Source organism: Bradyrhizobium daqingense (assembly GCF_021044685.1).
In the GTDB taxonomy this organism is placed as follows: Bacteria; Pseudomonadota; Alphaproteobacteria; order Rhizobiales; family Xanthobacteraceae; genus Bradyrhizobium; species Bradyrhizobium daqingense.
Map to the genome: position 1 here is coordinate 6,375,144 of NZ_CP088014.1, position 26,819 is coordinate 6,401,962.

The window sequence follows — 26,819 nt, forward strand, 5'->3', positions numbered from 1 at the left end:
GAAATCCCTCCGCGGAGACACTCTGGATTGCTTCGCTGCGCTCGCAATGACGGAGAGGAGGAAAGACAATGGACGACCAGAAGCGCCGCGATGCCGGCATGAACGTGCGCCGAAAGGTGCTGGGCAATGCCTGGGTCGACAAGTCGATCGCCAACCGCAACGCCTTCAACACCGATTTTCAGGACATGATCACCCGTTACGCCTGGGGCGAGATCTGGACGCGGCCGCATTTCGACGAGCGCACGCGGCGGGTGCTGGTGATCGGCACCATGGTCGCGCTCGGGCAATGGGACGAATTCCGCCTGCATGTACGCGCAGCGCTCGCCGAGGGCGGCTTCACGCCCGACGATATCAAGGAAATCCTGCTGCAGCAGGCGATCTATTGCGGCGTGCCGGCGGTCAATCACGCCGTCAAGGAAGCCTCAGCGATTGTGCAGGAGCTCGGCCTGCTCAAGAGCTAGGGGAGCGGCGCTCTCGACAGTCTTTGGCGCTGCCTCCGGCTTCTCGATCACGAGCACGATGGCGGCACCGAGCAGCAGCAGGAGCTCGGTGGCATGCAGGCGAAGCGCGGCCATCTCGCCGACCTTCGAGGCCATCACCATGCTGGCAAACGAGATCAGGCTGCCGATCGCCAGCGCAATGCCAAGCGCCTCGTCGCTGCCGCCATTCTTCCGCGTGCGGGGGATGCAGAGCAGCACGAGATAAATCGCGAAGAACGCCACCACCGTCAGCCGTCCGAGCGCCAGCAGCCAAGCGGCGCGCACCGTGTCCATACCCGCCATCTCGAGATGGTCGCTCATGAACAGCGCGACGGCGACGCTCGGCCGCTCGTAAAGGCCGTGCACCGGTGCCACGATGATGTTGAAGGCGACGAGGGTCCAGACCGGAATGAAATAGGCCGCCAGCAGCGCGCCGTCGACCGAACCGATTCGCCAATTCCTGAACATGCCGCTTCCCGCCTGTTGGCCGACCGCCTTCAACCGAGAGCGGCCTCGGGGAGCTAACTCGCATCAGACTGTGGCGGCAATTTAAACCCTTTGTTTACCTTAACTGCCCCTTCCGCGCCGTCATTCCGGGATGGTGCGCCAGCACCAGACCCGGAATCTCGAGATTCGGGGTTCGGCTCTTCGCGCCGCCCCGGAATAACTCTTCCATAAAGGAAAAGGCCCCGCCTTTCGGCGGGGCCTTTCCTCACACTGGGTTCCCAAACTCGCTAGTCCTGATCGCGCTGGCCACCCTGCTGCTGGCCGGGACGATCGCCCTGGCGCATCGGGTCCTGCTGCTGCTGTCCAGGTTTCTGGCCGCCACCCTGCTGCTGCGGATTACGCTGGCCGGGGTTCTGACTCTGCTGGCCCGGATTCTGGTTCTGCTGCTTCGTCATTTCGGGGAAACTCCCTTGTTGGACGTCAGAGGGAAGATAACGGCCGGCCTCCAGATTGGTTGCCGCCGGAACCCGGTTCCTTCCATTGCTGGAACCCGAGTGCGAAATGATTCCTGTACAAGCCTTTGTGCCAAGGCTTGGCCAGTTGCGGCCGCCAGTTCCCTCCTGTTACAAAACCGGAAGAACGCTCAAGGGCTGCCGGGGCCCAAGAACTCTTTCTCAAGAGCTCCCTTTGAGCCGCGTCAGGTGTGGTAACGGCAGCCATGGATTATTTCGCCCAGCAGCTCATCAACGGCCTCGTGCTCGGCTCCATCTACGGCCTGATCGCAATCGGCTACACGATGGTCTACGGCATCGTCGGCATGATCAACTTCGCTCATGGCGACGTCTTCATGATCGGCGGCTTCATCGCCCTCATCACCTTCCTGATCCTGATCTCGTTCGGCCTGACCGCAATCCCCCTGATCCTGCTGATCGTGCTCCTGGTCTCGATGGCGATCACCGCGCTCTATGGCTGGACCATCGAGCGCATCGCCTACCGGCCGCTGCGCCATTCCTTCCGCCTCGCCCCGATGCTGTCGGCGATCGGCATGTCCTTTGTGCTGACCAATTACTCGCAGGTCGCGCAGGGCGCCCGCGTCAAGCCGATCCCGCCCTTCATCACCGGCGGTTACACCCTGCACGAGAGCCCGGACGGCTTCGTGATTCAACTCTCCAATATTCAGATCATGGTGGTCATCACCACTATCGTGCTGCTCGCGCTCTTCACCTGGCTGGTGTCGAGCACCCGCCTCGGACGCGACATGCGCGCTTGCGAGCAGGACCAGACCATGGCGGCGCTGCTCGGCGTCGACGTCGACCGCACCATCTCCATGACCTTCGTGATCGGGGCCGCGCTCGCCGCGGTCGCCGGCCTGATGTACCTGCTCTACTATGGCCTGGTCGATTTCTTCATGGGCTTCGTCGCCGGCATCAAGGCCTTCACCGCAGCCGTGCTCGGCGGCATCGGCTCGCTGCCGGGCGCCATGCTCGGCGGGCTGGCGATCGGCCTGATCGAGACGTTCTGGTCGGCCTATTTCTCGGTCGAGTACAAGGACGTCGCGGCGTTCTCGATCCTGATCGTCGTGCTGATCTTCATGCCGACCGGCCTTCTCGGTCGCCCCGAAGTCGAAAAAGTCTGACGGACCGCCGCGTGACAGCTTCCTCGACCAAGACGGTCAAATCCACAACGGGCATCGCCTCCCTCCTGAAGACGGCCGTCATCAACGCGCTGATCGCGCTGGTGCTGTTCTCCCTAATGGTCGGCGTTCGCACCGAGGCGGGCTCGTCCGGCCAGCTCACCTATTGGACGCGCTTCGGGGAGCTTGCGTCCCTCGTCGCGATCGTGTTCGGCGGCTCGATCGTGATCGAGCTGCTCAGACAATGGATCGGCCCGACCGGCACCGAGAGACTGGTGCCGCCGGCGGTGCAGAGCGGCGTGTCCTTCATCGGCCGCTACCTCGCGCCGGCGCTGCTGATCTTCACCCTGCTGGTGCCTGTGATCTTCTATAACCAGCGCTACATCCTCGACCTCGCGATCCTCGTGCTCACCTACGTCATGCTGGGCTGGGGATTGAACGTCGTGGTCGGCCTCGCCGGCCTGCTCGACCTCGGCTATGTCGCGTTCTATGCCGTCGGCGCCTATTCCTACGGCCTGCTCGCCACCAATTTCGGCTGGTCGTTCTGGATTTGCCTGCCGCTCGCCGGCATCCTCGCCGCGTTCTGGGGCGTGCTGCTCGGCTTTCCCGTGCTGCGCCTGCGCGGCGATTACCTTGCCATCGTGACGCTGGCCTTCGGCGAGATCATCCGCCTCGTCATCATCAACTGGCAGGAGCTCACGGGCGGGCCCAACGGCGTCAGCGGCATTCCGCGCCCGTCCTTCTTCGGCATCCCGCTCGACAGGAGCGATGAGGGGCTAGCCTTCAGGCTCGGCATCGAGTATTCGGCGACCCACCGCATCGTCTTCCTGTTCTACCTGATCCTGGCGCTCGCGCTGCTCACCAACTGGGTGACGATCCGTCTGCGCCGCCTGCCGATCGGCCGGGCCTGGGAAGCCTTGCGCGAGGACGAGGTCGCCTGCCGCGCGCTCGGCATCAACACCACGACCACCAAGCTCACGGCGTTCGCGACCGGCGCCATGTTCGGTGGCTTCGCCGGCGCGTTCTTCGCCACGCGCCAGGGCTTCATCAGCCCGGAATCCTTCACCTTCCAGGAATCGGCGCTGGTCCTCGCCATCGTCGTGCTCGGCGGCATGGGCTCGCAGCTCGGCGTCGCGCTCGCAGCTCTCGCCATGATCGGCGGCTTCGAGCTGTTCCGCGGCCTGGAGAATTACCGCATGCTGGTGTTCGGCATGTCGATGGTGCTGATCATGATCTGGCGGCCGCGCGGCCTGATCGGCCATCGTGCGCCGACTGTGTATCTGACCAAGGCAAAGGCGATCTCCTCCGACCTCGTCAAGGAAGGGCACGGATGAGCGGCGACAAAATTCTCAGCGTCCACCGGCTCACCATGCGCTTCGGCGGCATCGTCGCCGTGCAGGACCTGTCGTTCGCGGCCGAGCGGAAGAAGATCACTGCGCTGATCGGGCCGAACGGCGCCGGCAAGACCACGGTCTTCAACTGCATCACCGGCTTCTACAAGCCGAGCGGCGGCAGCATCAGCCTGACCCACGACGACGGCGGGGTGATCGCGCTGGATCGGCTCAACGACTTCCGCATCGCCAAGCAGGCCAGGGTCGCGCGCACGTTCCAGAACATCCGCCTGTTTCCGGGCATGACCGCGCTGGAAAACCTGATGGTGGCGCAGCACAACGCACTTATGCGCGCCTCCGGCTTCACCTTCCTCGGCCTCATCGGAGCACCGGCGTACCGCGACGCCGAAAAGCGCGCGATCGATCTCGCCACCGACTGGTTGAAGCGGGTCAATCTGCTCGAGCGCGCCGACGATGCCGCCGGCAATTTCGCCTATGGCGACCAGCGCCGGCTGGAAATCGCACGCGCCATGTGCACCGAGCCCGCGCTGCTGTGCCTGGACGAGCCTGCCGCCGGTCTCAATGCCCGCGAGAGCGCGGCCCTGAGCGAGCTGTTGCTGTCGATCCGCGACGAACTCGGCACCTCGATCCTGCTGATCGAGCACGACATGTCCGTGGTCATGGAAATTTCCGACCACATCGTGGTGATGGACCACGGCGTCAAGATCGCGGAAGGCACGCCGCGCCAGGTCCGCGACGATCCCAAGGTGATAGCCGCCTATCTCGGCGCCGACGAAGACGAGGCCGCGGCCGTGATGGAGAGCGGGTCGTGACGTCGCCCCTGCTCGCGATCCGCGGTCTTCGCGCCGCCTACGGCAAGATCGAGGCGCTGAAAGGCGTCGACGTCGAGATCAACGCTGGCGAGATCGTCGCGCTGATCGGCGCCAATGGCGCCGGCAAATCGACCCTGATGATGACGATTTTCGGCAAGCCGCGCGCCCGCGCCGGCCACATCGTTTACGAGGGCCGCGACATCACCGACGTCCCCACCCACGAGATCGCGCATTTGCGCATTGCGCAATCGCCGGAAGGCCGCCGCATCTTCCCGCGCATGAGCGTGGCGGAAAACCTGCAGATGGGGGCGGACGCCACCGAATGCACGGAGAGCGAACGCGAAGCCACGCTGCAGCGCGTGTTCACGCTGTTTCCGCGGCTGAAGGAACGCTACGCCCAGCGCGGCGGAACCCTGTCCGGCGGCGAACAGCAGATGCTGGCGATCGGCCGCGCGCTGATGAGCCGTCCCCGGCTGCTCCTGCTCGACGAGCCTTCGCTCGGCCTTGCACCGCTGATCGCGCGCCAGATTTTCGATGCGATCCGCACCCTGAACCGGCAGGACGGCCTGACCGTCCTGATCGTGGAGCAGAACGCCAACCACGCACTCAAGCTCGCCCATCGCGGTTATGTCATGGTCAATGGCCTGATCACGCTGGCCGGGACCGGGGCCGAGTTGTTGCAGCGCCCAGAGATTCGCGCCGCCTACCTGGAAGGCGGCCGGCACGGCTGAGGCCCGCCAAAGGCCACCAAGTCGAATGACGTGCGGCCGAATGTGGCGAGATATCTCCGCCGCTGCCCGTATTTTGCCGGTGACTTCTCGGCGATTTCATTCAAGAATGGCGCCGGTTTGGACCGGGCGTGCCCCGGCAACTTCCACAGGCGACCACCCGCGAGGTATCTCATGAAATCACTGAAGCTCATCGGTCTGGCATTCGGCGCATCGCTCGCGCTGTCGAGCGCGGCATTCGCGCAGGATGTCACCGTCGCAGTCGCAGGCCCGATGACCGGCGGCGAGTCCGCCTTCGGCCGCCAGATGAAGAACGGCGCCGAGATGGCCGTGACCGACATCAACGCCGCCGGCGGGGTCAATGGCAAGAAGCTGGCGCTCTCCGTCGAGGACGACGCCTGCGATCCGAAGCAGGCGCGCTCGATCGCCGAGAAGATCGCCGGCGCGAAAATCCCGTTCGTGGCCGGGCACTATTGCTCGTCGTCGTCGATCCCCGCCTCCGAAGCCTATGCCGACGGCAACGTGCTCCAGATCACGCCGGCCTCGACCAATCCGCTGTTCACCGAGCGCAAGCTCTGGAACGTGGCCCGCGTCTGCGGCCGTGACGACCAGCAGGGCCTGATCGCGGCGCAGTACATTGCCAAGAACTACAAGGGCAAGAACATCGCGATCCTCAACGACAAGACCACCTACGGCAAGGGTCTTGCCGACGAGACCAAGAAGGCGCTCAACAAGGCCGGCATCACCGAGAAGATGTATGAGTCCTACAACAAGGGCGACAAGGACTTCAACGCGATCGTCTCGCGCCTGAAGCGTGACAACATCGACCTCGTCTATGTCGGCGGCTATCATCAGGAAAGCGGCCTGATCCTGCGTCAGATGCGCGACCAGGGCCTCAAGACCGTGCTGATGGCCGGCGACGCGCTCGCCGACAAGGAGTACGCCTCCATCACCGGTCCGGCGGGCGAAGGCACGCTGTTTACCTTCGGTCCCGATCCGCGCAACAAGCCGACGGCGAAGAAGATCGTCGAGGCCTTCAAGGCCAAGGGCATCGATCCCGAAGGCTACACGCTCTACACCTACGCGGCGATGCAGGTCTGGTCGCAGGCCGCGAAGAAGGCCGGCACCACAGACGCCAAGAAGGTCATGGAGGCGGTGAAGGCCGGCAAGTGGGACACCGTGATCGGCCCGATCGAGTATGACGCCAAGGGCGACATCAAGCAGATCGACTACGTCGTCTACAAGTGGGACGCGAAGGGCGGTTACACCGAGATCAGTGGCAGCGGCACCTAGCCACCGGTCTTGTCCTCAATCCTCTCAATCATCATCACGCCCCGGCTTACCCCCGGGGCGTTTTGTCTTGCGACAGGATCAGACGGTTTCGGACAGCTCGCCGCCCGCCGCTGCCTGGGCCTTCCGCAGGGCTTGCAGGAGATCGTTCGGCCGAAACGGCTTTTGCAGGCAGGCGACGTTGGCGAGGTGCGGAGATTGCTCCATGAAGTCGAGCGCGGTCATCCCGGAGACCGCGATGACGGGAAGCGCCGGCGCCCGTTCGCGCAGACCCGCGATGACATCGACGCCGCTGGTGTCGCCGAGGAAGATGTCGACGATCGCCGCGTCAAAGGAACCTTCCGCAAAGGTTTTCAGCCCGGCCGCACCACTCTCGGCCTCCACGGCTTCGAACCGATTGACCCGGAGTACCATTGCGATCATCGCGCGCACGTCCTTCTGGTCGTCGATGATGAGAACGCGAGGCATTGGGAACAACTCCCGGTATCCAGATCAGAATCCTCCGATTCAAGGCCTGGAACTCGAAACAGCGGAGGGGCATTATGACACCGCCACGTAAAGCGCTCCTTACCCGATCCCTATTCCGCGCACCCACCGAGATTAAGTAAGCTGTAACCGTCGGTTGAGTCGAAACCGGTTCCGTTCACAACCCGCGCCTAGAACCCGCTACCATAAGCCTATACCTGGCGGAACGAGACGAGCTGAATGCTCAAGAGCCTGTCCAAAACCTTGCCGAAAATCCCGCCCAAGATCGACCTGCAAGAGGTGGACGTGCCCGCAACGATCGACCGAAGCACATTTCTTTCCACCCTGCCGGCCACCTCGACCGACCGCGCCGCGGCCCTGACGGTCGTTGGCATTTCCTCGATCCTGTTCGCGTTGGCTGCGCCCTTTGCAGGTATCCCGCTACTGCCAGTCCCGGCGTTCGTCGCGAGCTATCAATCCGCGCTCGCCGTGAGCGACGTCGTCACGGCAGTGTTGCTGTTGTCACAATTTGCGGTCTTGCGGACCCGCGCGCTGCTGTGGCTCGCGACCGGCTATCTTTTCACCGCCGCGGCCGCCCTGCTCCACGCCCTCACCTTCCCCGGGCTTTTCACACCGACCGGGATGTTCGGCGCGGGCCGCCAGACGACCGTCTGGCTCTACATGATCTGGCACGCCGGCTTTCCGCTCTTGGTGCTGGGCTATGCCTGGCTGAAGGAGAAAGACGGGGGCGCCCGGGTTCGGATGGCGACCAGCAGCGCGATCTATGCCAGCGTGCTCGGCGTCATCGCCGCGATTGCCGTCTTCGGCTGGATCGTCACCGCCGGACACGATCTGCTTCCGGTCCTGTTGCGCGATGGTCACTACACCCCGACCATGATCGGCGTCGTGTCCTTCGTGTGGTCGCTGAGCTTTGCTGCGCTTGTTTCGCTCTGGTTCCGCAAGCCGCATTCGGTGATCGACATCTGGCTCATGGTGGTCATGTGCGCCTGGCTGTTCGACATTGCGCTGTCGGCGATCATCAACGTCGCACGCTTCGACCTCGGCTTCTATGCCGGCCGACTCTACGGCCTCGCCGCGGCGACCTTCGTGCTCGCGGTGCTTCTCGTCGAGAACGTGCGCCTTCAGGCGCACACGGTACGCCTCGTCGGCAGTTTGCGCGAGCAATCGGCTTCGGAGCGGGACTATTACGGCAAGCGTCTCGCCCTGTATGGTGCGGTGGTCGAGTCCTCCAACGATGCCATCATCACGAAAACGCTCGACGGTGTCATCACCAGCTGGAACAAGGCCGCCGAACAGCTGTTCGGCTATTCCGCCGCGGAGGCCGTCGGCAAACCAATCGACATCATTGTACCGCCCGATCGCAAGGGCGAGGTCAGGAGCATTCTCAACCGAATCGCCAGCAACGAATCGATCGCCCAGTACGAGACGATCCGCACCCGAAAGGACGGACGTCCACTCGACGTCGTCCTGAATATTTCGCCCCTGCGCACGGATCACGGCGAGGTCATCGGCGCCTCCAAGATCGCCCATGATATCACCGAAGAAAAGCAGGCGAGAGAGAAGCTGCGCCGCGAGACCGAAGAGCGCCAGCGCATCTTCGAGACCTCGCAGGACCTGATCCTGGTCACCGATGGCTACGGCAATTTCATCCAGGTCAGCCCGAGCGTGAAGAACATCCTCGGTTACAGTCCCGAGGACATGGTCGGGCACAGCGCGACCGAGTTCATTCATCCCGACGATCTCGATAATACGCGGACCGAGATGCGGGCTGCTCGCCGCGGCGCGGTCAAGCGCAGCTTCGAGGCGCGCTACTACCACTACGACGGTCACGAGGTCACGCTGAACTGGATGGGCACCTGGTCGGAGCCGGTGAAGCGCCATTTCTTCATCGGCCGCGACCTCACCGACAAGCAGGCCGCCGAGGCGCAGCTCCGTCAGGTCCAGAAGATGGATTCGATCGGCCAATTGACCGGAGGCGTCGCCCACGACTTCAACAACGTGCTGACCGTGATCACGGGCACGATCGGCATTCTCAGCGACGCCGTCGCCGACCGGCCCGAGCTCGCCGCCATCACCAAACTGATCGACGATGCCGCCGAGCGCGGCGCACAACTGACCAAGCACCTGCTCGCCTTCGCCCGCAAGCAGCCGCTCCAGCCGCGCGAGATCGACGTCAACGCGCTGGTGCTCGAAGCCGCCAAGCTGTTGCATCCGACGCTGGGCGAGCAGATCACGATCATGCCTCAGCTCACCGAGGATGCCTGGCCGACACTGGTCGACCCAGGTCAGCTCTCCACCGCCATCCTCAATCTAGCGCTGAATGCGCGCGACGCCATGCCCGACGGTGGCACCCTGGTGCTGGAGACCCGCAACATCTTCCTCGACGACGGCTACGCCAGCATGAATCCCGACATGGTCGCGGGCAACTACGTGATGATCGCGGTCAGCGACACCGGCAGCGGAATCCCACCGGACCTGATCGATCGGGTCTTTGATCCGTTCTTCACCACCAAGGAGGTCGGCAAGGGCACTGGCCTCGGCTTGAGCATGGTGTTCGGCTTCGTCAAGCAGTCGGGCGGCCACGTCAAGATCTACAGCGAGGTCGGCCACGGCACGAGCGTGAAGATCTACCTGCCGCGCTCGACCGGGGTGCAGGAGACCGAGTACGAGGCGCTCCAGAACGCGCCCATCACCGGCGGCAACGAGAAAATCCTGATCGTCGAGGACGACGCCTTGGTGCGGCAATATGTTGTGACGCAGGTCAAGAGCCTCGGCTATACTGCGCTCCAGGCCGCCAACGGCGCGGAGGCCCTCGCCATCCTCGACAGCGACAAGACCATCGACCTGCTCTTCACCGACATCATCATGCCGGGCAACATGAACGGCCGGCAGCTTGCCGACGAAGCGGCCCGGCGCCGCCCCGACCTCAAGACGTTGTTCACCTCGGGCTACACCGAGAATGCCATCGTCCATCACGGCCGGCTCGATTCCGGCGTATTGCTGCTGGCCAAGCCCTATCGCAAATCCGAGCTCGCCAAGATGCTCAGGACGGCGCTCGCGGGTTGAGCCTGCCAGACCTCTGCGCTATCGCAGAGGTGAACTCCCTTACAGCCCGCGAGGCCAGCTTGAAGAATCTCCTCACCGACATCGCCGGCGTCCGTGTCGGCCATGCCGAAGATGCGAAAGTCGCCTCGGGCACGACCGCGATCATCTTCGATTCTCCGGCGGTCGCCGCGATCGACGTCCGCGGCGGCGGACCGGGCACGCGCGAGGACGCGCTGCTCGATCTCGCCAACACCGTCGAACGCGTCGACGCGATCGCGCTGTCGGGCGGCTCTGCCTTCGGCCTCGATACCGGCGGCGGCGTGCAGGCCTGGCTCGCCGAGCAGGGCCGCGGCCACCGGGTGCGCGAGGCCCTGATTCCGATCGTGCCGGGCGCGATCCTGTTCGATCTCCTCAACGGCGGCGACAAGGCCTGGGGACGCTTCTCGCCCTATCGCGACCTCGGCTATGCCGCGGCAGCCGCCGCAGGCAGCGACTTCGCGCTAGGCAGCGTCGGCGCCGGCCTGGGGGCCACCACCGCGACGTTCAAAGGCGGCCTCGGCTCGGCCTCGGCGGTGACGCCAAGCGGCGTGAAGGTCGCTGCGATCGTCGCCGTCAACGCGGTCGGCAGCGTCACCGTCGGCGACGGACCATGGTTCTGGGCCGCGCCATTCGAAGTGAACGGCGAGTTCGGCGGGCGCGGCCTGCCGGACAAGTTCACCGACGACATGCTCCGCATGCGCATCAAGGGCGGTCCTGCGGTAAACGCCCGCGAAAACACCACCATCGGCGCCGTCGTCACCGACGCGGTGCTGACCAAGCCCCAGGCCAAGCGGCTGGCGATGATCGCGCATACCGGCTTTGCCCGCGCGATCTATCCGGTGCATGCACCGACCGACGGCGACGTGCTGTTCGCCGCCGCGACCTGCGACAAACCGATCGAGCCGCTGGCCGGCCTGACCGAGCTCGGCACGGTCGCAGCCAACGTGGTCGCGCGCGCGATCGCCCGCGGCGTTTACGGCGCGAGCGCCCTGCCGTTCCCCGGTGCGCTGCCGGCGTGGAAGGACCGGTTCGGATAGCAACGAAACGGCCGACAAGGCGTTATCCCGGCGGGGCCAAGGTGCACCGTCATGCCGTCGTCAGTGATCCGCTCCTTTCGCTATGCGCCCGAGACGCGCGAGCTGAAGGTGACCTTCGTCAGCGGGCGCCTATATGTCTACGAGGACGTTCCAGCCGAGGTCGCGGCTGCATTCAGGGACGCGTTCTCCAAGGGGTCGTTCTTCAACCGGGAAATCCGCGACCGCTATGCCTATCGTGACATCACGCACGAATACGCAGGCTAGCCTGGAGCCAGCTCACACGCTCATCGACATCGAGGACGCGGTGGACGCGGACGCAGCCTGCGCCTGGCGCTGCATCATCTGTCCGAACCAGTCATAAGGCGAATTGCCGCCACCATTGGCATTTGAAGAGCTGGACGCGCCCGGCACTGTCGTCGACATCTTGAAACCGTCGGCATAGGTGACGGTGGTGGTGGTCGAGCCGTCCGCATTGGTCGTCGTCGTCGAGGTCGACCCGCCGCTCGCCTTCGAGCCCGATCCCCCGCCCGAGGCGTCACCCGAGCCGTCAGCGCCCTGCGTATGGTGCCCATGACGGCCGCCGGTCAGCGCCTTGTTCATTTCACCGAGACTGATGCTGTCGTCTGAGTTCGCATCCATCTTCGAGAACACGTCGTCGGCCTGCGCCAAATTGGTGCCGCCGGCACCGAGCGCCTCCTCGAACTCGGACTTGGTGATCTTGCCGTCGCCGTCCGCATCGATCTGGGAGAACAAATCCTTCAGCGCAGCCTCGCGGCCCTTCGAGGTCGCGGACACGGAATTCGAAGAGGTCGAGTTGACCGCGCTGCTCGCGCCGTCGGTCGATTGGCTCTGCGCTGCGATCAGCGCACTCATGGTCTGCGGCGATATCTGTGGAGGAGTGCTTGAGCCGACCAACAAGGTCGTCATGCTGCCCGCACTGTCGACCGCGAACGCGTTGGTCGCGCCTTGCGAAGATTCGGTCTTCTGCGCCGAGGCGGCCTTCTGCGTTGCCGATGAGGACTTCGAGTTCGTCAGCGACTGGATCGCGTCGAGCGCACTCGAGACCGCACCAAGGGCGAACAACATTGCACAACTCCAACCGACGCGGCATGCCGCGGCCAATGCTCTGGAGATGACGTCAGCAAGCGTCGTGCCAGCGTGAAAAATCCAATGAAATCCGCCTTTGCAGCGCTTGGCACGGCCCGGAAACACCGGCAATTCGTGCCGGTCTCGGCAGAAATTTCCGCCCACAGGAAGCCGCCTCCCCCTGCATTGCCCGCCGCAGGAGCCCATGTTAGCGAGGCCATTCCTCTTTCGGCTGCCACCGGACAACGCGCCATGACCCAAGCCTTCGCTCCCCGTCCCCTCGCCATCGCGCCCTCGATCCTGGCCTCGGATTTCTCCAGGCTCGGCGAGGAGGTGCGTGCGGTGGATGCCGCGGGCGCCGACTGGATCCATCTCGACGTGATGGACGGGCACTTCGTTCCGAACATCTCCTACGGCCCCGACGTCATCAAGGCGATGCGCCCGCATACGAAGAAGATCTTCGACGCACATCTGATGATCTCGCCCTGCGACCCCTATCTCGAGGCCTTCGCGAAAGCCGGCTGCGACCACATCACCGTGCATGCGGAGGCGGGCCCCCATCTGCACCGTTCGCTCCAGGCCATCCGCGCGCTCGGCAAAAAGGCCGGCGTCTCGCTCAATCCGGCAACGCCGATCAGTACGCTCGAGTACGTGCTCGATCTCGTCGACCTCGTGCTGGTGATGTCGGTCAATCCCGGCTTCGGCGGCCAGGCCTTCATTCCCTCCGCGATCGGCAAGATCCGCGACATCCGCACGATGCTTGCGGGACGCCCGATCGACATCGAGGTCGATGGCGGTGTCGGTCCCGACGTTGCCGGCGCACTCGCGGCAGCCGGTGCCAACGCCTTCGTCGCCGGCACGTCCGTCTTCAGGGGCGGCACGCAGGAGGCCTACAATACCAACATCGCGGCGATCCGCAACGCGGCCGCAGGCGCGCGCGGCGAAGCGATCTGAGCTGGATCAAACCGTGTAGACGAGCTGGAGAAAATCCCGCGGCTATTGCGGGTGTTGCGGCGCGCAATGCCTAAGATTGCAACGCGAATCCGTACTCATCCGGACTTCACTGATTCGCGCAAATCACCGCAAGTGGCTCCTGCCTGCTTTTGACGGGAGCACATCATGACGACGACCCTGGTTTGGACTGGCGTAGCGTTGTGGTTCGGTTTCAACGTGGCGATCGCCGCTCGCGGCCTCTACGCGATGCGACCGGTGAAGGCCGCGGCTCCTGCCCGCATCATCCCCCTTCGTCATCGCCGGGGCTGAGCGCCATGCAGATCGCACTCGTGAAGCGCCAGCCGAAGCGCAGATGCCGGATCCCGCGTCGGCCGCATCCGAACCTGGATTTCTTCTTCGGCCGCCTCGAGCGCGCTGACGGCGCACCGGACGACGATGCCGGGCCCGACAATGCCGACTTCGATCATTCGTTCTCGCAGTGCCGACACTGAGACTTCCTCTTCCGGACCCGCCACCATGAAGCCGCACTGCCCGAACTGCCTGAAGGAAATGACCAAGGCGTCCGCATCGCGTAACCTGTTCAATTGCGAGCCGTGCCGCGAGATCATCCAGTATTTCGGCGGCAGCCCCGATCACGGCGAGGCCGGCCCGCAATTCTCCTGGCCCATCCGCCGCAAGCGCACCGGCCACGCCGCCCACGCGGCGTGATTTTCCTAGCCCCAAACCACGCCGGAGCCTGCCCTCGCCGCATCCACCGCCATCCGCGGCGGGCGCACGACGGTGACGGTGCAGGTCGCCTCTGCAGCCACCTTGGCCGAGACACTGCCGAGCCAAGTACGCCTGAAAGAACTTTGCCGCGCCCCGATGATGAGATGGTCGACCGAGTTCATCTCGGCGAATTCCAGTAGCGCGGTGGCAGGATCGACGGCCTCCAGCACATGAACCGACAGCCGGCTCTCGTCCAGCTTGAGCGGCGTCGCCCAATGCCGGAGCGCCACCAGGCGGTCGATGTGCTTGTTGGAGCCCTGCTCGTCGAGGGTCCTGTCGATCGCGATGCGGTTGAGCTTGAGCACGTTGAGGCAGGCGAGCCGCGCCGAGGGCAACGTGGCGAGAATGCGCTCGGTCGTCACGCGCAGCGCCTCGTTCAGCTCCGGTGCGCCTTCCATTGTATCGAGCGCGACCGCAAGAATTGGGCTCGACGCGATCTGCGCGGCGACATCCGATTTCGCGCGCGGCGCCAGGACGCCCTGGTTGAAGCGGCGCCGCCACGCGACGCTGAGGGAGTCGCGCTTCAGCCGCTCGGCGCGCGCGGTGAGCTTGACCTGATCCGGATGGGTGAGATCGAATGCCAGCTGGGCAGCGGTCGGGTAACGCCACACCGGCTCGATCTCCAGGCACCGCAGCACCACCTCCTGGAGCCAGGGCGGATAATCGGCACGCAAGGCCCGCGGTGGATAGGGATCGCGCCACAACCGGCGCCGCATCGCGCGCAAGGTTTCACCCTCGCCGAAGGGACGCTCGCCCGTGGTGAAGAAATACAGGAGCACGCCGAGCGAGAACAGATCGCTGCGCGGATCGTCACGCACCCCCAGCAGTCGTTCCGGCGCCATGTAGGGCGCGGTGCCGTAAGGCAGGCGAAACTCCTCCTGCAACAAATCAGGCAGATGATCGTGATGCGACAGGCCGTAGTCGATCAGCACCGCCTCGCCGCTGTCGCGGAACATGATGCTGCTCGGCTTGACGTCGTGATGGATCACGTTCTGCCGATGCAGGTCGGCGAGCGCGGTCGCGATCTTCGCCACGAGCTGCCGCGCCTCGTCGTAAGGCAGCGGCAGGTCCGGCAGTCGCTTGTACAGCGTGGTGCCGACGATGCGCTCGATCACCACATAGGCTTGGTGGGCGAAATCGCCGGTGCCGAAACAGGCCGGCACGTGCGGTCCGGCGAGCCGCGGCAGGATCATCATCTCCATCTCGAAGGAGACGATCGCGGCGGGATCCTCGCCCTCCGACACCCGCGGGATCTTCATCAGCAGCGGCACGTCGATGCCGGGATGGGTGACGGTCCAGAGCGTCGCCATACCGCCGGCATGAACGCATTCGCCGATGGTGTAGCCGTCGATCTCCGCGCCTGATTTGACCAAAGGTTTGGGCATCGTCGTCAGCGCCCCTGCGACAGGCGGTCAGCCAGCCAGTGCGGCAGGCCGTTGTCGCGGATCCGGCCTGCTGCGGTGGCGACGTCGTAAGGCGCGCGGCAATAGGTGATCTGGCAGGAGATCGTGTCATACAGCACGAAGGACGCCGACGGATCGCCGTCGCGGGGCTGGCCGACCGAACCGGCCACGGCCAGCCATTGCCGGCCGCGCAGAAGCTGCACGGAGACATCGGTCTTCGGCACGAAGCTCGTCATCTTCGCCGTCACCGACATCGAATAGAGCGCCGGCCGGTGGATGTGGCCGCAGAAGGTGACATGGGCCTTTGTCGCGATCAGGCTTTTGGCGGCATCGGTCGTCGAGCGGACATAGTGCCAGCGCTGCGGGCTGGAAGCTTCCGAATGCACGAAGAGAAGACCATCCCCTTCAACCAGCATCGGCAGTTCGGCCAGGAACCGCCGCTGCGCGGTGTCGAGACGGCCGCGGGTCCATTCGATCGCGACCTGTGCCTCCGCATTCATGGTCTCGGCCGAGGAGTTCAGGGCCTGGTCGTGATTGCCGCGCACGGCCACGGCGCCACCGGCAACGAGTTCCATCGCGGTGTCCACGACCCATTCCGGATCGGCGCCATAGCCGACGAAGTCACCAAGCAAGATGAAGCGCTCCGCGCCCTTCGCGCGGGCCAGCTTCAGGCACGCCTCGAATGCCTGCCGGTTGCCGTGGATATCCGAGAAGACAGCTAGGAGCACGCACCCTCCACCCTCAAAACCTTATCGGAACGCGATAAGGCCAAATTGAGGGACGTCAAGGAGCACCTATTGCTCGTCCTTAGGCGGCATCCGTGGGGGCGGCAACGGGGTGAACACGGCACCTTCCGCGCCGGCCGGTGGAGCGGTGAATTCGCCGGTCGAGGAATCGCCGCCGGTGGTCTCCAGGATGGTCTTCGGCGTCACATATTCCCGCACCATGTCGATCAGGCTGCCGTCGCCGCCACCGAAATCGGCGGCGCGGCCGCCTTGCGGATGTCCAGCAGCGATCTCGTTCTGCGCCGCATGGGTCTTATCCGCCAGCCTGTCGTCGTAAGGCACCCGGAACGCCCGGGGAATGCCGCTCGGGCGATTGTCCTCGTCGAGCGCCTCGACCCACAGATAGATCGAGCCGGGATCGCCTTGCAGGGAATGCGGCTCGACGATGCGGGCCTGGAGCAGCTTGAAAGCGGCCGGCATGCGGCCGTCGCTCGCCCAGCCCAAAAGCCCGCGCATCTCGGTGAAGCTGACGATGTAGAAGGCGCTGGTGATGACGACGGCCGTCGCCTTCAGCGACCAGTGCAGCCGGCCATAGACGAGCACGACCAGCAGCAGCGCTCCAATCACGGCATAGGCGACCGACAAGGTGAGGATGACCGTCTGAAGGCTAGTCACGGCGGATCCTCGCAGTGTTCTTGCTCACCCCGGTCCTCGGATCGAGATCGCCCCCGTTGCGCCAGCTGCTGCGGAACGTCTCCAGCAGCGATTTCGGCCGCTGGTCCACATTGACGACCTTGCCCTCGGGATCGATCTTGAACCGCACCGCGGTCTTCTCGTCGCCGGTGTGGTCGAGCGTAAACTTGTTGTCGAACACCACCTGCGCGGTCGGATTGAGCTTCTGCACCTTCACACTGGCCGTGACAGGCTCACCGGTCGTCGCAACGAAATGCGAGACATTGACGACATACTCGCCGGCGAGGATGCCACGCACGGTGACGATCTCCTCGCGGATGGGCGAGGCGATCTTCTTGCCGGCGACGATGATGAAGTTGTTGGCGCCGCCACGGTCATCGCGGTCGAGGGTGAGAAAGCCGGCCTCGCGGTGGCGGTACCAGGCAATGTTGCCGGCGGGGTCCTGCACGAACAGGTCGAGATCGTCCGGGTGATTGTCCGGCCAATCCAGTGTGATCAGGAATTCGGCCTTGGAGTCGATCTTGCCCTCCTTGGCGTCCGGCGACACCGCGAGCAGCGCCAGAAAGAATAGGAACGCGATCACCTGGAGCGCCTTGAACAGCATCACGCCAAGCGGATCGAACGGCTCCTCGCGCGGATAGAGACCGAAATCATCCATCATGACGGCGTCCCGGCGCCTTTGCGCTCAAGCACCGGCGTCACATAGGTCTCGGTCAGCACCACCGCATCCGAGAACACCTGCTGCGTCGCGGCGTCCAGCATGTAATACTGAATGCGGATCAAGATCGAACCGACGAGGCCGGCGAGCGTCGTGTACATCGCGATCGCCATGCCGTCGCTCATCAACCCCATCGAGGAGCGCATCGCCACCTTGTCGGCGGCATCCAGGCCCGCGATCGGTGCCAGCATGATGATGAAGCCAATGATGGTGCCGAGCAGGCCGAGCTTCATCAGCGTGTCCGAGACGAAGGCGCCGAACCCGTTGGAGCCGCGCAGGCGGTCGGCCAGCGTCCGCAGCAGCAGCGTCTGGTCGACCGGCCGGTAGTCCTGCGCGGCGGCCTTGGTCACCAGGCTCTCGATGTGATCGCGCACGAGGCCACGCGGCAGCGCGGTCCCGCTCGCATCGAGGGCTTTGCTGCCGCCGGCGGCCGAAAGCACCGCGCGGCAGCGCCGCGCCGCCGCGCCCTCGCGCGCGATCGCCCGCGTGCGCAGAAAGCAGTGGCCGCAGGTAAGGACATAGAGCACGGCGATAACGGCCGAAATGTAGGTCCGATCCGAGCTCAGCATCAGATGGATCAAACCGAATCGCCACAGCAGCACGACGGCAAAGATCGAGAGCCCGGTGAAGATCATCCAGAACAACAGCGCGCTGCGCTCGGACGGGTCGGCAGCCTGCTTCGAGATCGGTCCAATCGTCATCGAACTCATGTTGCATTGCTCCTGGCTGGCGACGATCGGCCTGTAGGGATCATTGGCCGATTAGATCAAAGCCGCCGCGCCCGGTCCAAAGAGCCATGCCCAATCCGGCTTGGGAAATTTGCCCGAGCTGCCATCGTGCCCCACCCTGCAATTGGCAAGGCGCGGCGGCGTTGTTAGGCTGAGCTTACCAAACGTTGGGGGTGATCGCATGCGCCTCGTGCTTCAGCTCGTCGCCCGTCTGCTGCTCATCGTGGTCCTGTGCCTGGGAGCCGCGACGATTTGGGCCACGATCGACGCCTACCGAAGCGTCGACAGGGCAACCGCGGCCTCCGCGCAGCGGGTCGCACAGGCGCTACAGGCATTGTACTGGCGCGAACTCTTGTTGCGCAGCAGCAGAGCCCGCGAGCATCTCTTGCCGGTTCCGGACTGGCGTACGCTGGAGACGATGAAGCTGATCTCGCCCGGCGTCTGCGTCGAGTTCCAACCCGCCGCGGCATTCGAGAAGCCGCTCTGCGGCCAGAGCGAGGGGCTCGGCGCGACGCCGCCGCGCTGGTTCGCAGCTGTCGTGCCGACCTTCCTCGGCAGCCACGCCGAGGCGGTGCGGCCGGTCAGCCCGCGTGCGGCGGCCGCCGGCACGGTGGTTGCGACACCGGACGCCGCAGCTGCGGTCTCGCTCGCCTGGGAGTACATCCTCAACGTCATCGACGTCGCGCTGCTGATGGCGGCGGCCATTGCCTTGCTGGCGTCGCTCGCGATCGCGCATGCGCTGGCGCCGGCGCGCACCATCGTCACGGCGTTGCAGCGCATGGCGCGCGGCCAGTATCGCACCCAGCTGCCGCGCTTCCGTTCGATGGAGCTTGCCATGATCGGCAACGCCGTCGATGCGCTCGGCGGACGGCTGGAAGAAGCGACCGAGCAGCGCGCGGCACTGACACGGCGCCTGATCGAAATCCGCGAGGACGAGCGCCGTGCGCTCGCCCGCGAGTTGCACGACGAGTTCGGACAGAATCTCTCCGCCATCCTCGCCTTCGCCAACACCATCGAGACCGCGAGCGCGAAGGACAGGGATAGCGGCATCGCGCAGGATGCGCGCATGATCTCGCAAGCTACCCATCATTTGATGGCCTCGCTGCGTGATGCGCTGAAGCGACTGCGCCATCCTCTACCCGAGGAGCTCGGGCTCGAGGCGAGCCTCGTCAACCTCGTCCACAGCTGGCGCTCTCAGAGCGCGGCGCGGCCGACGATCCAGCTCGACCTCAGGGGCGACCTCACCGACATCAGCGGTCCGGCCGCCACCACCGCCTATCGCGTGGCGCAGGAATGCCTGACCAACGCGCTCCGCCACGGCTCGGCCCGCGAGATCTCGCTCAGGATCGAACGGCGTGCCGGCGATGATGACGCGCTGCTGATCCGGATCGAGGACGACGGCGGTGGCGATGCGGAGCGCGTCGCGCAATCGGCCGGATTCGGCCTCACCGGCATCCGCGAGCGCGTTGCGGCCGCTGGCGGATCGCTGTCGATCCTGCCCGCGAAGCGCGGCCTCAGCGTCGCCGCCACCATCCCGCTCGCTGCATGAGGCCGACGTGAACGATGTCGCGGCAACAGGCATCTCCGTGCTGCTGGTCGACGACCACCCGATCGTGCGGCAAGGCTACCGGCGCGTGCTGGAAAGCCAGGGCGACCTTCGCGTCGTGGCGGAGGCCGACAACGCCGCGGACGCCTACACTGCCTTCAAGGCGCATGATCCCGATGTCGTGGTGCTCGATATCTCGATGCCCGGCGCGAGCGGCCTGGAGGCGATCCGCAACATCCGTGCGCGCAATCCGCGGGCGCGCATTCTCGTCTTCACCATGCACAACGAAGCCGTGCTGGTGAAAGCCGCCTTCGGCGCCGGCGCCTCCGGTTTCGTCACCAAGAGCAGCGAGCCGTCCGCCGTGGTGCGGGCCATTCGCAGCGTGGCGCGCGGCGAGCGCGCCATGAGCGACGATATCGCGCATATTCTGGCCGAGGACAGCCTGTCGCCGACCGGTTCAGCGCTGGATCAGCTGGGCGAACGCGAGATCGAGATCCTGCGCCAGTTCGCCGGCGGCGCCACCACCGAGCAGATCGCAGCGCATCTCAATCTCAGTGTGAAAACGGTCCAGAACTACCACTATCTGATCAAGTCGAAGACCGGGGCGCGCACGGACGCGCAACTCGTACGGCTGGCAGCGACGTGCGGGCTCACGAGAATCTAGCAGCAAAGCTGCCGCACTGCGGTGGTGCCCGAAGCTTTTCAATCGGCTGAAGGACATTGGAACAGAGTGCATCCGGTTCCGGTTAGTACGGCAGTCAAGGAGTCACAGGTCATGAGTAAGGGTCATCACAACGCTGTCGACCATCCCCCGATCATCACAGTAGGCGAGCTTATCGACGAACTCTGCCGTCTGCCGGATACCGCCGTCGTGCACTTCCGCTGCCCCATGCTCGAGCAGGAGCTGACCTTCTATCGCCTGCGCAAGCGGTCAAAGGACGCCGTCGAAATCGCGGTCAATGCCTATCCGGAAAGCCCCCCGGTCGTCCCAGCGTCCGAACCGAGTTTCCATGCGCGCAGACGCGCGACGTCCTTGGCATCGGCTCACAATGGCGCCGTCCTTCACAAGGCGCGGACTTAACTGATACGCGGTGAAAACTATCCCGCCTTCAAACCGCGCAGCAACAGCGCCAGCGTCGCGTCGACGCGCGCAGGGAGATCGGCATCCTTCCATTCGTCGGCATGGGCCGGGTGATGGAAGCGGACAGTCGCATCGAAGATGGCGCGCGCGGTGTCCTTCACGTCATCCACCGCGAACGCACCTTGTTTGATTCCATCTGTCAGGATCGCCGAGATCTGGTCGGTCAGGGTGTCCTTGTGGCATTTGACGGCAGCGCAGGCCTCGCGCGCCAGCGTCAGATAGGTCTCGAACATCTCGGGGTCGTCGAGCACGCGCGAGCGCTTGGCGGCGAACAGCGTGCGCAGCCAGCGGTCGAGCCTGTCAGGCGCCGGGCCGTGCTCCTCCGCGATCGCGCGCAACGGCGCGTCGATGCGGTCGAGCCAGCGCTTGGCAACGGCCTCGCGCAGCGAGGCCTTGCTCGGGAAATGGCGGTAGACGCTGCCGTGGCTCACATCGAGCGCACGAGCAACGTCAACCACGGTGGCCTTGGCGAGCCCGAAACGCCTGAGCACGTCCTCGGTGACTTCGAGGATCCGCTCCGGCGTCAAGACAACGGCTTCATTCATGCCAGCACCATGTTCCCGTTCAGGGCCCGCTTACTCCGGCACTAGGGCTGCTTCCGAAGCGCCCTGGCCGGTCGTTTCGGAAAGCCTATGCCTTAATGAGGCAGTTTTGCAGCTTGCGCCGCGATCTGGCGCGCGACCAGCAAATTGAGCCAATGCCCAATCACGCCGGTGAAATTGAGGATTTCGGTCGTCATTGTCTAAGTCTCCATTCGTCCGCGGTCCCCGCTCTTCAATTCGCCCTCCGATCCGAACTTGGTTCGGATGTCAGGCTCCCCGGGGCTTGTCGCGGGACGCCCAATCGGAGCGTCCGAGAACGGATATACATGTCTCGCTGACAGATTTCAATATCTGTCAGTCAATGATCCGTGATTGATAGCTAGTTTTTGTTCCCGGCCCCCCCTCTCCGGGTCCCACCGGTGGATTAGCCGCGCGCACCCCCTTTTCGCTGGCCGGATCGTTTGTTTCCCCCTCCCCGCTCTGCTAAATCGCGGCGTAAAAAGCATTTTGGCCGGAGCCCACGCCCCCAGCGTCCTTCTTGGGGGCGTTCGCCCACCTCTTTGGAGCCGTCAGATGATCCCCCGCTATACCCGCCCGGAAATGGCCTCGATCTGGGAGCCGCAGACCCGGTTCAAGATCTGGTTCGAGATCGAGGCGCATGCGGCGGATGCCCTGGCCGACCTCGGGACCATCCCCAAGGAGGCCGCCAAGACGGTGTGGGCCAAGGCCAAGGATGCGACATTCGACGTCGCCCGGATCGACGAGATCGAGCGTGAGACCAAGCACGACGTCATCGCCTTCCTCACCCACCTCGCCGAGATCGTTGGCCCCGAAGCGCGTTTCGTGCACCAGGGCATGACCTCCTCCGACGTGCTCGACACCTGCCTCAACATCCAGCTCACCCGCGCCGCCGACCTCTTGCTCGCCGACCTCGACAAGGTGCTGGCGGCGCTGAAGAAGCGCGCTTTCGAGCACAAGATGACGCCGACCATCGGCCGCAGCCACGGCATCCATGCCGAGCCGGTGACCTTCGGCCTCAAGCTCGCTTATGCCTATGCCGAGTTCACGCGCGCCAAGGAGCGCCTGATCGCGGCACGGAAAGAAGTCGCGACCTGCGCCATCTCCGGCGCGGTCGGCACGTTCGCGCAGATCGACCCGCGCGTCGAGGAGCATGTCGCCAAGGCCATGGGCCTCGTGCCGGAGCCGATCTCGACGCAGGTGATCCCGCGCGACCGCCACGCCATGTACTTCTCGACCCTCGGCGTGATCGCCTCCTCGATCGAGCGTATCGCGGTGGAGATCCGCCACATGCAACGCACTGAGGTACTGGAGGCCGAGGAGTTCTTCTCGGAGGGCCAGAAGGGCTCGTCCGCGATGCCACATAAGCGAAACCCGGTGCTGTCGGAGAATCTCACCGGCCTGTCCCGCATGGTCCGCGCCTATGTGACGCCGGCGCTGGAGAACGTCGTGCTCTGGCACGAGCGCGACATCTCGCACTCCTCGGCCGAGCGCATGATGGGTCCCGACGCGACCGTGACGCTCGACTTCGCCTTGGTGCGCCTCGCCGGCCTGATCGACAAGCTCCTGGTGTACCCCGCCAACATGCAGAAGAATCTCGACCGCCTCGGCGGGCTCGTGCATTCGCAGCGCGTGCTGCTGGCACTGACTCAGAAGGGCGCCAGCCGCGAGGATTCCTATAAGCTCGTGCAGCGCAACGCCATGCCGGTGTGGCGCGGCGAAGGCGATTTCCTTCAGCTCCTCAAGAACGATGCCGAGGTGAAGAAGTATCTCTCGGACGCCGAGATCGAGGAGCAGTTCGACCTCGGCTATCATCTCAAGCACGTCGATACGATCTTCAAGCGCGTGTTCGGCGAGAACTGAGCGCGCGTCCGTAGCCCGGGTGAGCGCAGCGATACCCGGGAGCTCAAATCGCAGGAATTCCCGGATGTCGCTTCGCTCATCCGGGCTACTACACCAGACACGGAGCCATCATGCCCATCGTCAACCGCGTTGCCGCCCTCTCCGACGAAATGGCCGCCTGGCGCCATGACTTCCATGAGAACCCGGAGCTGCAATACGACGTGCACCGCACCGCCGGCATCGTTGCCGACAAGCTTCGCGCGTTCGGCTGCGACGAGGTGGTGACGGGCATCGGCCGCACCGGCGTCGTCGGCGTGATCCGCGGCCGCAAGTCGGCCTCCGGCAAGACCATTGGCCTCCGCGCCGACATGGACGCGCTGCCGATCATGGAAACCTCGGGCGTGCCCTACGCCTCGAAAGTCCCCGGCAAGATGCACGCCTGCGGCCACGACGGTCACACCGCGATGTTGCTTGGCGCCGCAAAGTACCTGACCGAGACGCGCAATTTCGACGGCACCGCGGTCGTGATCTTCCAGCCCGCCGAGGAAGGCGGTGGCGGCGGCAAGGCCATGGTCGAGGACGGGCTGATGACGCGCTGGAACATCCAGGAGGTCTACGGCATGCACAACATGCCGAACCTGCCCGAAGGCCATTTCGCCACCACGCCCGGCGCGATGCTCGCCTCCTCCGACAACATCCAGATCACGGTCCACGGCAAGGGCGGCCATGCCGGCGCCGGCCCGCACAAATCGGTCGACAGCGTGCTGATCGGCTCACAGATCGTCAATGCACTGCAATCGATCGTGGCGCGCAACGTCGATCCGCTGAAATCCGCGGTGATCTCGATCACGCAATTCCACTCCGGCACAGCCTTCAACATCATCCCGGAGATCGCCGAGCTCGCCGGCACCGTGCGTACGCTAGACCCCGAGGTGCGCGACCTCGTCGAGCGCCGCATCGGCGAGGTCGCCGACAGCGTCGCCCGCGCCTATGGCGGCTCGGCCGAGGTCAAGTACACGCGGATGTATCCGGTGACGATGAACCATGCCCGCGAGGCCGGCCTGGCCGCCGACGTCGCTCGCGACATCGTCGGCGCTGACCGCGTCAACGACAAGTTCATCCCGATGATGGGCGCCGAGGACTTCTCCTTCATGCTGGAGGCGCGTCCCGGCGCGATGGTGCTGGTCGGCATGGGCGACGGCAACGAATGCCACCACCCCGCCTACGTCTTCAACGACAACATTCTGGGCCACGGCGCGTCGTATTGGGTGCGCCTGGTCGAAACAAGGATGCCGGCGGGCTAGGACGGCATCCGGTTGGTGCAGTGGGGGAGCCTAGCGAGGCCCGGGATGGCCTGCCGCCGACTACCGGCGCCAAGCATCCCGCCTGTCCGCTTCGCTCTTGCGCCAAGGATGGGCGGACTTTGCATGCAGCCGTGCCGGTTCAATTGCATATCTCGGCCGGTATCTTGACCGAAGGTGTGGCCGGATGATTGGCCATTCCGAGCCGGCATCCCTTGGCGATCGGCCTGCATCCCGCGTGGTTGCAGATCATCTGTCCGGAAGCCTGCGACTTCGGTGCCGCTGATTCCGCTTCTTTGCGATCCGTGTCCCGCCTCCGCGAATCCTCGCGTGTCGCCACCGGCTTCTTCTCCGGGATCTTCTCGCATTCGTTGTCGTCGCCGACCCGATAGCCTGAACGGCACGTGATCTTCACGCATTGATCGCCGTCGGCCTTGAAGCCGAAATTGCAGACCAGCGGGCAAACCCGCCCGGGCTTTGCCTTCAGCGCGTCGAGCGCATCCACACTCGCGAGCCTCACGTCGAGCTGGGTGCCGGCATATTTATTGAACAGCGTCAGCGAGCGCTGCGCGGCCGACGTCCATTCGCTTTCCGCAGACGCGGTCAGGCAACCAACGCGGCGCAATTCGCTCTGTACTGATTTGGAAAGCTCGGCCGCGGACAATGTCGATATGGGCCCAGGCGAGAGCGCGGCCACTTTCTGGTTCTCGACTTCGGGCAGTTGCCGATCAGCGGCGGGCTTTGCGACCTGCTCCGCCTTCTCTGCCGCCTGCTTTGCAGCGAGCTCCGCCTTGGCCTTCTCCGCCGCCTGCTTCTCGGCCAATGCTTTCGCTGCGGCCGCCTCGGCAATCTTGCGCTGCTGCTCGGCCGCCTCGGCCTTCGCCTGCTCGATCTGCTTCTGCTTCTCGGCGGCGATCCGTGCCTCTTCGGCCGCCTTGGCCGCCGCGGCCGCCTTCTCCTGCTCGGCCTTCTGGGCACGCTCGGCAATCAGCCTCGCCTTCTCGTGCTCGGCCGCCTTGGCCTTTTGTTCGGCCGCAGCGCGCGTCTCTTCAGCGGCGATCTTGTTCAACTGGCCCTTAGCGAGATTCGCATAGAAGCCCTCGGGATACTGTGCCAGGAACGCTTCCCAACCGTCCCGCGTACCGAGCTGGAGCGCAAGTTCATAATCTCGCCTGAGCTCGGACTGCGGGTTGGCTTGCGGACCGGTCGCAACGGGCTTGGCGGGAACGAGCGGCATGTCATCGCCGCCCAGCGAACCATACACGAAGGGCTCCTGCTTGTTGCCCGTGCTCTTAAGCACGTCGTCCCGCACGAAACCGAACGCCTTGCGCAGATCGAGCCCCGGTTTCGGCAGATGGTCGCTCAACGCCACCGCAAACGGGCTGTTCCGGGAGTCGCCGCCGTCCGACGCCGTCGAGCCGGCCTTGGCCGCGAACGCGATCATCGTGTTCGGAGTGGTCGGCTCGACCTTGGCAAGCCCGCGTCCGATCGCGCGCGAAGCTACCGTTCGCTTCATCGTCTTGGCGAAGGGATTGTCGCGGCAGGCATCGAGGATAACCAGCCGAAGCTGCTTGGCTGGCTCGATGCTCACCAGCACGCGATCGATCGGCAACGCCTCGTCGTAGACGTCAGTGTCGGTCTCCAGCGCGGCGTCGGTCGGAATCAGATAGTTGGTGCCGTCGACCTCCATGCCGTGGCCGGCGTAGTAGATGACCGCGACATCGGCATCCCGCGTCCTGGTGCCGAATTCGCGCAGCGCCTTGCGCATTTCGGGGGCGCTCAGATCCTGCCGAACATCGACTGTGTCGAAGCCGGCTTTCTTCAGCATGCCGCCGATCAAGCCGGCATCGTTCGCGGGATTGGCAAGCTTCGGCACGCTCTTGTAGGCGGAATTGCCGATGACGAGCGCGACGCGCTTCTGGGCCTGCGCCGGCGCGCAAGTCACGAAAGTTGCGACGATCAAAACGCAGAAAGATCGAACAATACTCACGCACATGAGCTGTGGG

Annotated in this window: 29 protein-coding genes; 18 read left to right on the top strand and 11 right to left on the bottom strand. The window is 64.8% G+C overall.

The features are described from left to right. Positions 1–68: 68 nt before the first annotated feature. On the top strand, positions 69–461 hold the full coding sequence (locus LPJ38_RS30495; RefSeq protein ID WP_124162311.1) for a carboxymuconolactone decarboxylase family protein: 393 nt from the start codon (positions 69–71) through the stop codon (positions 459–461). On the opposite strand, the gene LPJ38_RS30500 is transcribed toward LPJ38_RS30495, so the two are convergent. Both LPJ38_RS30500 and LPJ38_RS30505 read right to left on the bottom strand, forming a co-directional pair. Then, the gene (locus LPJ38_RS30500; RefSeq protein WP_145628465.1) at positions 423–947 is read right to left on the bottom strand and encodes a hypothetical protein; all 525 of its coding nucleotides are present in this window, start codon (positions 945–947) and stop codon (positions 423–425) included. The genes LPJ38_RS30495 and LPJ38_RS30500 overlap by 39 nt on opposite strands. 266 nt (positions 948–1,213) lie before the next feature. Further along, positions 1,214–1,381 carry a hypothetical protein gene (locus tag LPJ38_RS30505; RefSeq protein WP_167520225.1) on the bottom strand — a complete coding sequence of 56 codons (168 nt, stop codon included), beginning with the start codon at positions 1,379–1,381 and terminating at the stop codon, positions 1,214–1,216. Positions 1,382–1,644: 263 nt separating this feature from the next. On the opposite strand from LPJ38_RS30505, the gene LPJ38_RS30510 reads away from it, so the two are divergent. The 5 genes from LPJ38_RS30510 to LPJ38_RS30530 all read left to right on the top strand — a co-directional run bounded on the left by LPJ38_RS30510 (position 1,645) and on the right by LPJ38_RS30530 (position 6,744). Continuing rightward, positions 1,645–2,562, top strand: coding sequence for an ABC transporter permease subunit (locus tag LPJ38_RS30510; protein ID WP_008564687.1), 918 nt, complete (start codon positions 1,645–1,647; stop codon positions 2,560–2,562). Positions 2,563–2,573: 11 nt separating this feature from the next. Continuing rightward, complete coding sequence (livM, locus tag LPJ38_RS30515; RefSeq protein WP_145628468.1) at positions 2,574–3,893, top strand: high-affinity branched-chain amino acid ABC transporter permease LivM; 1,320 nt, start codon at positions 2,574–2,576, stop codon at positions 3,891–3,893. Further along, complete coding sequence (locus tag LPJ38_RS30520; RefSeq protein WP_145628470.1) at positions 3,890–4,723, top strand: ABC transporter ATP-binding protein; 834 nt, start codon at positions 3,890–3,892, stop codon at positions 4,721–4,723. The genes livM and LPJ38_RS30520 overlap by 4 nt, the downstream gene beginning before the upstream one ends. Further along, positions 4,720–5,454, top strand: coding sequence for an ABC transporter ATP-binding protein (locus LPJ38_RS30525; protein ID WP_145628473.1), 735 nt, complete (start codon positions 4,720–4,722; stop codon positions 5,452–5,454). The genes LPJ38_RS30520 and LPJ38_RS30525 overlap by 4 nt, the downstream gene beginning before the upstream one ends. 171 nt (positions 5,455–5,625) lie before the next feature. Next, the gene (locus tag LPJ38_RS30530) at positions 5,626–6,744 is read left to right on the top strand and encodes a branched-chain amino acid ABC transporter substrate-binding protein (RefSeq protein WP_145628475.1); all 1,119 of its coding nucleotides are present in this window, start codon (positions 5,626–5,628) and stop codon (positions 6,742–6,744) included. 78 nt (positions 6,745–6,822) lie between these two features. On the opposite strand, the gene LPJ38_RS30535 is transcribed toward LPJ38_RS30530, so the two are convergent. After that, positions 6,823–7,209, bottom strand: coding sequence for a response regulator (locus LPJ38_RS30535; RefSeq protein WP_145628478.1), 387 nt, complete (start codon positions 7,207–7,209; stop codon positions 6,823–6,825). Positions 7,210–7,446: 237 nt separating this feature from the next. Here LPJ38_RS30535 and LPJ38_RS30540 point away from each other — a divergent pair, with 237 nt between their 5' ends. From LPJ38_RS30540 to LPJ38_RS30550, 3 genes are read left to right on the top strand one after another with little or no spacing between them, the layout of a single operon-like run. Then, a complete protein-coding gene (locus LPJ38_RS30540) occupies positions 7,447–10,293 on the top strand; it encodes a PAS domain S-box protein (protein ID WP_145628481.1) in 2,847 nt (948 codons plus the stop codon). A 59-nt stretch (positions 10,294–10,352) separates the two neighbouring features. Next, positions 10,353–11,348: a P1 family peptidase gene (locus LPJ38_RS30545; RefSeq protein WP_145628483.1), complete on the top strand. Its 996-nt coding sequence runs from the start codon at positions 10,353–10,355 to the stop codon at positions 11,346–11,348. A gap of 51 nt (positions 11,349–11,399) precedes the next feature. Next, positions 11,400–11,612, top strand: coding sequence for a KTSC domain-containing protein (locus tag LPJ38_RS30550; protein ID WP_145628487.1), 213 nt, complete (start codon positions 11,400–11,402; stop codon positions 11,610–11,612). Positions 11,613–11,624: 12 nt separating this feature from the next. On the opposite strand, the gene LPJ38_RS30555 is transcribed toward LPJ38_RS30550, so the two are convergent. Continuing rightward, positions 11,625–12,434 (bottom strand): EF-hand domain-containing protein, encoded by an 810-nt coding sequence (locus tag LPJ38_RS30555; RefSeq protein ID WP_145628491.1) that lies wholly within the window; start codon positions 12,432–12,434, stop codon positions 11,625–11,627. Between the two features lie 252 nt (positions 12,435–12,686). Here LPJ38_RS30555 and rpe point away from each other — a divergent pair, with 252 nt between their 5' ends. From rpe to LPJ38_RS30575, 4 genes are all read left to right on the top strand, one after another. Continuing rightward, positions 12,687–13,388 (top strand): ribulose-phosphate 3-epimerase, encoded by a 702-nt coding sequence (gene rpe, locus LPJ38_RS30560; protein ID WP_145628494.1) that lies wholly within the window; start codon positions 12,687–12,689, stop codon positions 13,386–13,388. 165 nt (positions 13,389–13,553) lie between these two features. After that, positions 13,554–13,697, top strand: coding sequence for a hypothetical protein (locus LPJ38_RS30565; RefSeq protein ID WP_167520226.1), 144 nt, complete (start codon positions 13,554–13,556; stop codon positions 13,695–13,697). A gap of 5 nt (positions 13,698–13,702) precedes the next feature. Then, on the top strand, positions 13,703–13,879 hold the full coding sequence (locus tag LPJ38_RS30570; RefSeq protein WP_167520227.1) for a hypothetical protein: 177 nt from the start codon (positions 13,703–13,705) through the stop codon (positions 13,877–13,879). A 25-nt stretch (positions 13,880–13,904) separates the two neighbouring features. Next, positions 13,905–14,096 carry a hypothetical protein gene (locus tag LPJ38_RS30575; protein WP_145628497.1) on the top strand — a complete coding sequence of 64 codons (192 nt, stop codon included), beginning with the start codon at positions 13,905–13,907 and terminating at the stop codon, positions 14,094–14,096. Positions 14,097–14,101: 5 nt separating this feature from the next. Here the strand turns inward: LPJ38_RS30575 and LPJ38_RS30580 are convergent, their stop codons facing one another. From LPJ38_RS30580 to LPJ38_RS30600, 5 genes are all read right to left on the bottom strand, one after another. Further along, positions 14,102–15,541, bottom strand: a complete 1,440-nt coding sequence (locus tag LPJ38_RS30580) for a serine/threonine protein kinase (protein WP_145628500.1) — start codon at positions 15,539–15,541, stop codon at positions 14,102–14,104. A 5-nt stretch (positions 15,542–15,546) separates the two neighbouring features. After that, positions 15,547–16,287: a metallophosphoesterase family protein gene (locus tag LPJ38_RS30585; RefSeq protein ID WP_145628502.1), complete on the bottom strand. Its 741-nt coding sequence runs from the start codon at positions 16,285–16,287 to the stop codon at positions 15,547–15,549. Between the two features lie 66 nt (positions 16,288–16,353). After that, complete coding sequence (locus LPJ38_RS30590) at positions 16,354–16,959, bottom strand: hypothetical protein (protein WP_145628505.1); 606 nt, start codon at positions 16,957–16,959, stop codon at positions 16,354–16,356. Next, positions 16,952–17,638, bottom strand: a complete 687-nt coding sequence (locus tag LPJ38_RS30595; protein WP_145628507.1) for a DUF2135 domain-containing protein — start codon at positions 17,636–17,638, stop codon at positions 16,952–16,954. Before LPJ38_RS30595 ends, LPJ38_RS30590 begins: the two co-directional genes overlap by 8 nt. Beyond that, positions 17,635–18,405 carry a MotA/TolQ/ExbB proton channel family protein gene (locus LPJ38_RS30600; protein WP_145628509.1) on the bottom strand — a complete coding sequence of 257 codons (771 nt, stop codon included), beginning with the start codon at positions 18,403–18,405 and terminating at the stop codon, positions 17,635–17,637. Before LPJ38_RS30600 ends, LPJ38_RS30595 begins: the two co-directional genes overlap by 4 nt. 199 nt (positions 18,406–18,604) lie before the next feature. Here LPJ38_RS30600 and LPJ38_RS30605 point away from each other — a divergent pair, with 199 nt between their 5' ends. From LPJ38_RS30605 to LPJ38_RS30615, 3 genes are all read left to right on the top strand, one after another. Further along, positions 18,605–19,972, top strand: coding sequence for a sensor histidine kinase (locus tag LPJ38_RS30605; protein ID WP_145628511.1), 1,368 nt, complete (start codon positions 18,605–18,607; stop codon positions 19,970–19,972). 7 nt (positions 19,973–19,979) lie between these two features. Then, on the top strand, positions 19,980–20,633 hold the full coding sequence (locus tag LPJ38_RS30610; protein ID WP_145628514.1) for a response regulator: 654 nt from the start codon (positions 19,980–19,982) through the stop codon (positions 20,631–20,633). A gap of 111 nt (positions 20,634–20,744) precedes the next feature. Then, entirely contained in the window at positions 20,745–21,050 is a 306-nt protein-coding gene (locus LPJ38_RS30615) for a hypothetical protein (protein WP_145628516.1), read from the top strand. 17 nt (positions 21,051–21,067) lie between these two features. Here the strand turns inward: LPJ38_RS30615 and LPJ38_RS30620 are convergent, their stop codons facing one another. After that, on the bottom strand, positions 21,068–21,655 hold the full coding sequence (locus tag LPJ38_RS30620; protein ID WP_145628519.1) for a TetR/AcrR family transcriptional regulator: 588 nt from the start codon (positions 21,653–21,655) through the stop codon (positions 21,068–21,070). Positions 21,656–22,225: 570 nt separating this feature from the next. Between LPJ38_RS30620 and purB the strand changes: the two genes are divergently transcribed. Next, positions 22,226–23,533 carry an adenylosuccinate lyase gene (gene purB / locus LPJ38_RS30625; RefSeq protein WP_145628522.1) on the top strand — a complete coding sequence of 436 codons (1,308 nt, stop codon included), beginning with the start codon at positions 22,226–22,228 and terminating at the stop codon, positions 23,531–23,533. Positions 23,534–23,643: 110 nt separating this feature from the next. Beyond that, a complete protein-coding gene (locus LPJ38_RS30630; RefSeq protein ID WP_145628525.1) occupies positions 23,644–24,816 on the top strand; it encodes a M20 aminoacylase family protein in 1,173 nt (390 codons plus the stop codon). A gap of 139 nt (positions 24,817–24,955) precedes the next feature. Here the strand turns inward: LPJ38_RS30630 and LPJ38_RS30635 are convergent, their stop codons facing one another. After that, a complete protein-coding gene (locus tag LPJ38_RS30635) occupies positions 24,956–26,809 on the bottom strand; it encodes a caspase family protein (protein ID WP_145628527.1) in 1,854 nt (617 codons plus the stop codon). Positions 26,810–26,819 lie beyond the last annotated feature (10 nt).

Excerpts from the sequence above, each read along its gene's own strand:
- LPJ38_RS30495 (WP_124162311.1), top strand. The coding sequence starts at position 69 with ATGGACGACCAGAAGCGCCGCGATGCCGGCATGAACGTGCGCCGAAAG.
- LPJ38_RS30500 (WP_145628465.1), bottom strand. The coding sequence starts at position 947 with ATGTTCAGGAATTGGCGAATCGGTTCGGTCGACGGCGCGCTGCTGGCG.
- LPJ38_RS30505 (WP_167520225.1), bottom strand. The coding sequence starts at position 1,381 with ATGACGAAGCAGCAGAACCAGAATCCGGGCCAGCAGAGTCAGAACCCC.
- LPJ38_RS30510 (WP_008564687.1), top strand. The coding sequence starts at position 1,645 with ATGGATTATTTCGCCCAGCAGCTCATCAACGGCCTCGTGCTCGGCTCC.
- LPJ38_RS30520 (WP_145628470.1), top strand. The coding sequence starts at position 3,890 with ATGAGCGGCGACAAAATTCTCAGCGTCCACCGGCTCACCATGCGCTTC.
- LPJ38_RS30530 (WP_145628475.1), top strand. The coding sequence starts at position 5,626 with ATGAAATCACTGAAGCTCATCGGTCTGGCATTCGGCGCATCGCTCGCG.
- LPJ38_RS30535 (WP_145628478.1), bottom strand. The coding sequence starts at position 7,209 with ATGCCTCGCGTTCTCATCATCGACGACCAGAAGGACGTGCGCGCGATG.
- LPJ38_RS30540 (WP_145628481.1), top strand. The coding sequence starts at position 7,447 with ATGCTCAAGAGCCTGTCCAAAACCTTGCCGAAAATCCCGCCCAAGATC.
- LPJ38_RS30550 (WP_145628487.1), top strand. The coding sequence starts at position 11,400 with ATGCCGTCGTCAGTGATCCGCTCCTTTCGCTATGCGCCCGAGACGCGC.
- LPJ38_RS30555 (WP_145628491.1), bottom strand. The coding sequence starts at position 12,434 with ATGTTGTTCGCCCTTGGTGCGGTCTCGAGTGCGCTCGACGCGATCCAG.
- rpe (WP_145628494.1), top strand. The coding sequence starts at position 12,687 with ATGACCCAAGCCTTCGCTCCCCGTCCCCTCGCCATCGCGCCCTCGATC.
- LPJ38_RS30565 (WP_167520226.1), top strand. The coding sequence starts at position 13,554 with ATGACGACGACCCTGGTTTGGACTGGCGTAGCGTTGTGGTTCGGTTTC.
- LPJ38_RS30570 (WP_167520227.1), top strand. The coding sequence starts at position 13,703 with ATGCAGATCGCACTCGTGAAGCGCCAGCCGAAGCGCAGATGCCGGATC.
- LPJ38_RS30575 (WP_145628497.1), top strand. The coding sequence starts at position 13,905 with ATGAAGCCGCACTGCCCGAACTGCCTGAAGGAAATGACCAAGGCGTCC.
- LPJ38_RS30580 (WP_145628500.1), bottom strand. The coding sequence starts at position 15,541 with ATGCCCAAACCTTTGGTCAAATCAGGCGCGGAGATCGACGGCTACACC.
- LPJ38_RS30595 (WP_145628507.1), bottom strand. The coding sequence starts at position 17,638 with ATGATGGATGATTTCGGTCTCTATCCGCGCGAGGAGCCGTTCGATCCG.
- LPJ38_RS30600 (WP_145628509.1), bottom strand. The coding sequence starts at position 18,405 with ATGAGTTCGATGACGATTGGACCGATCTCGAAGCAGGCTGCCGACCCG.
- LPJ38_RS30605 (WP_145628511.1), top strand. The coding sequence starts at position 18,605 with ATGCGCCTCGTGCTTCAGCTCGTCGCCCGTCTGCTGCTCATCGTGGTC.
- LPJ38_RS30615 (WP_145628516.1), top strand. The coding sequence starts at position 20,745 with ATGAGTAAGGGTCATCACAACGCTGTCGACCATCCCCCGATCATCACA.
- LPJ38_RS30620 (WP_145628519.1), bottom strand. The coding sequence starts at position 21,655 with ATGAATGAAGCCGTTGTCTTGACGCCGGAGCGGATCCTCGAAGTCACC.
- purB (WP_145628522.1), top strand. The coding sequence starts at position 22,226 with ATGATCCCCCGCTATACCCGCCCGGAAATGGCCTCGATCTGGGAGCCG.
- LPJ38_RS30630 (WP_145628525.1), top strand. The coding sequence starts at position 23,644 with ATGCCCATCGTCAACCGCGTTGCCGCCCTCTCCGACGAAATGGCCGCC.
- LPJ38_RS30635 (WP_145628527.1), bottom strand. The coding sequence starts at position 26,809 with ATGTGCGTGAGTATTGTTCGATCTTTCTGCGTTTTGATCGTCGCAACT.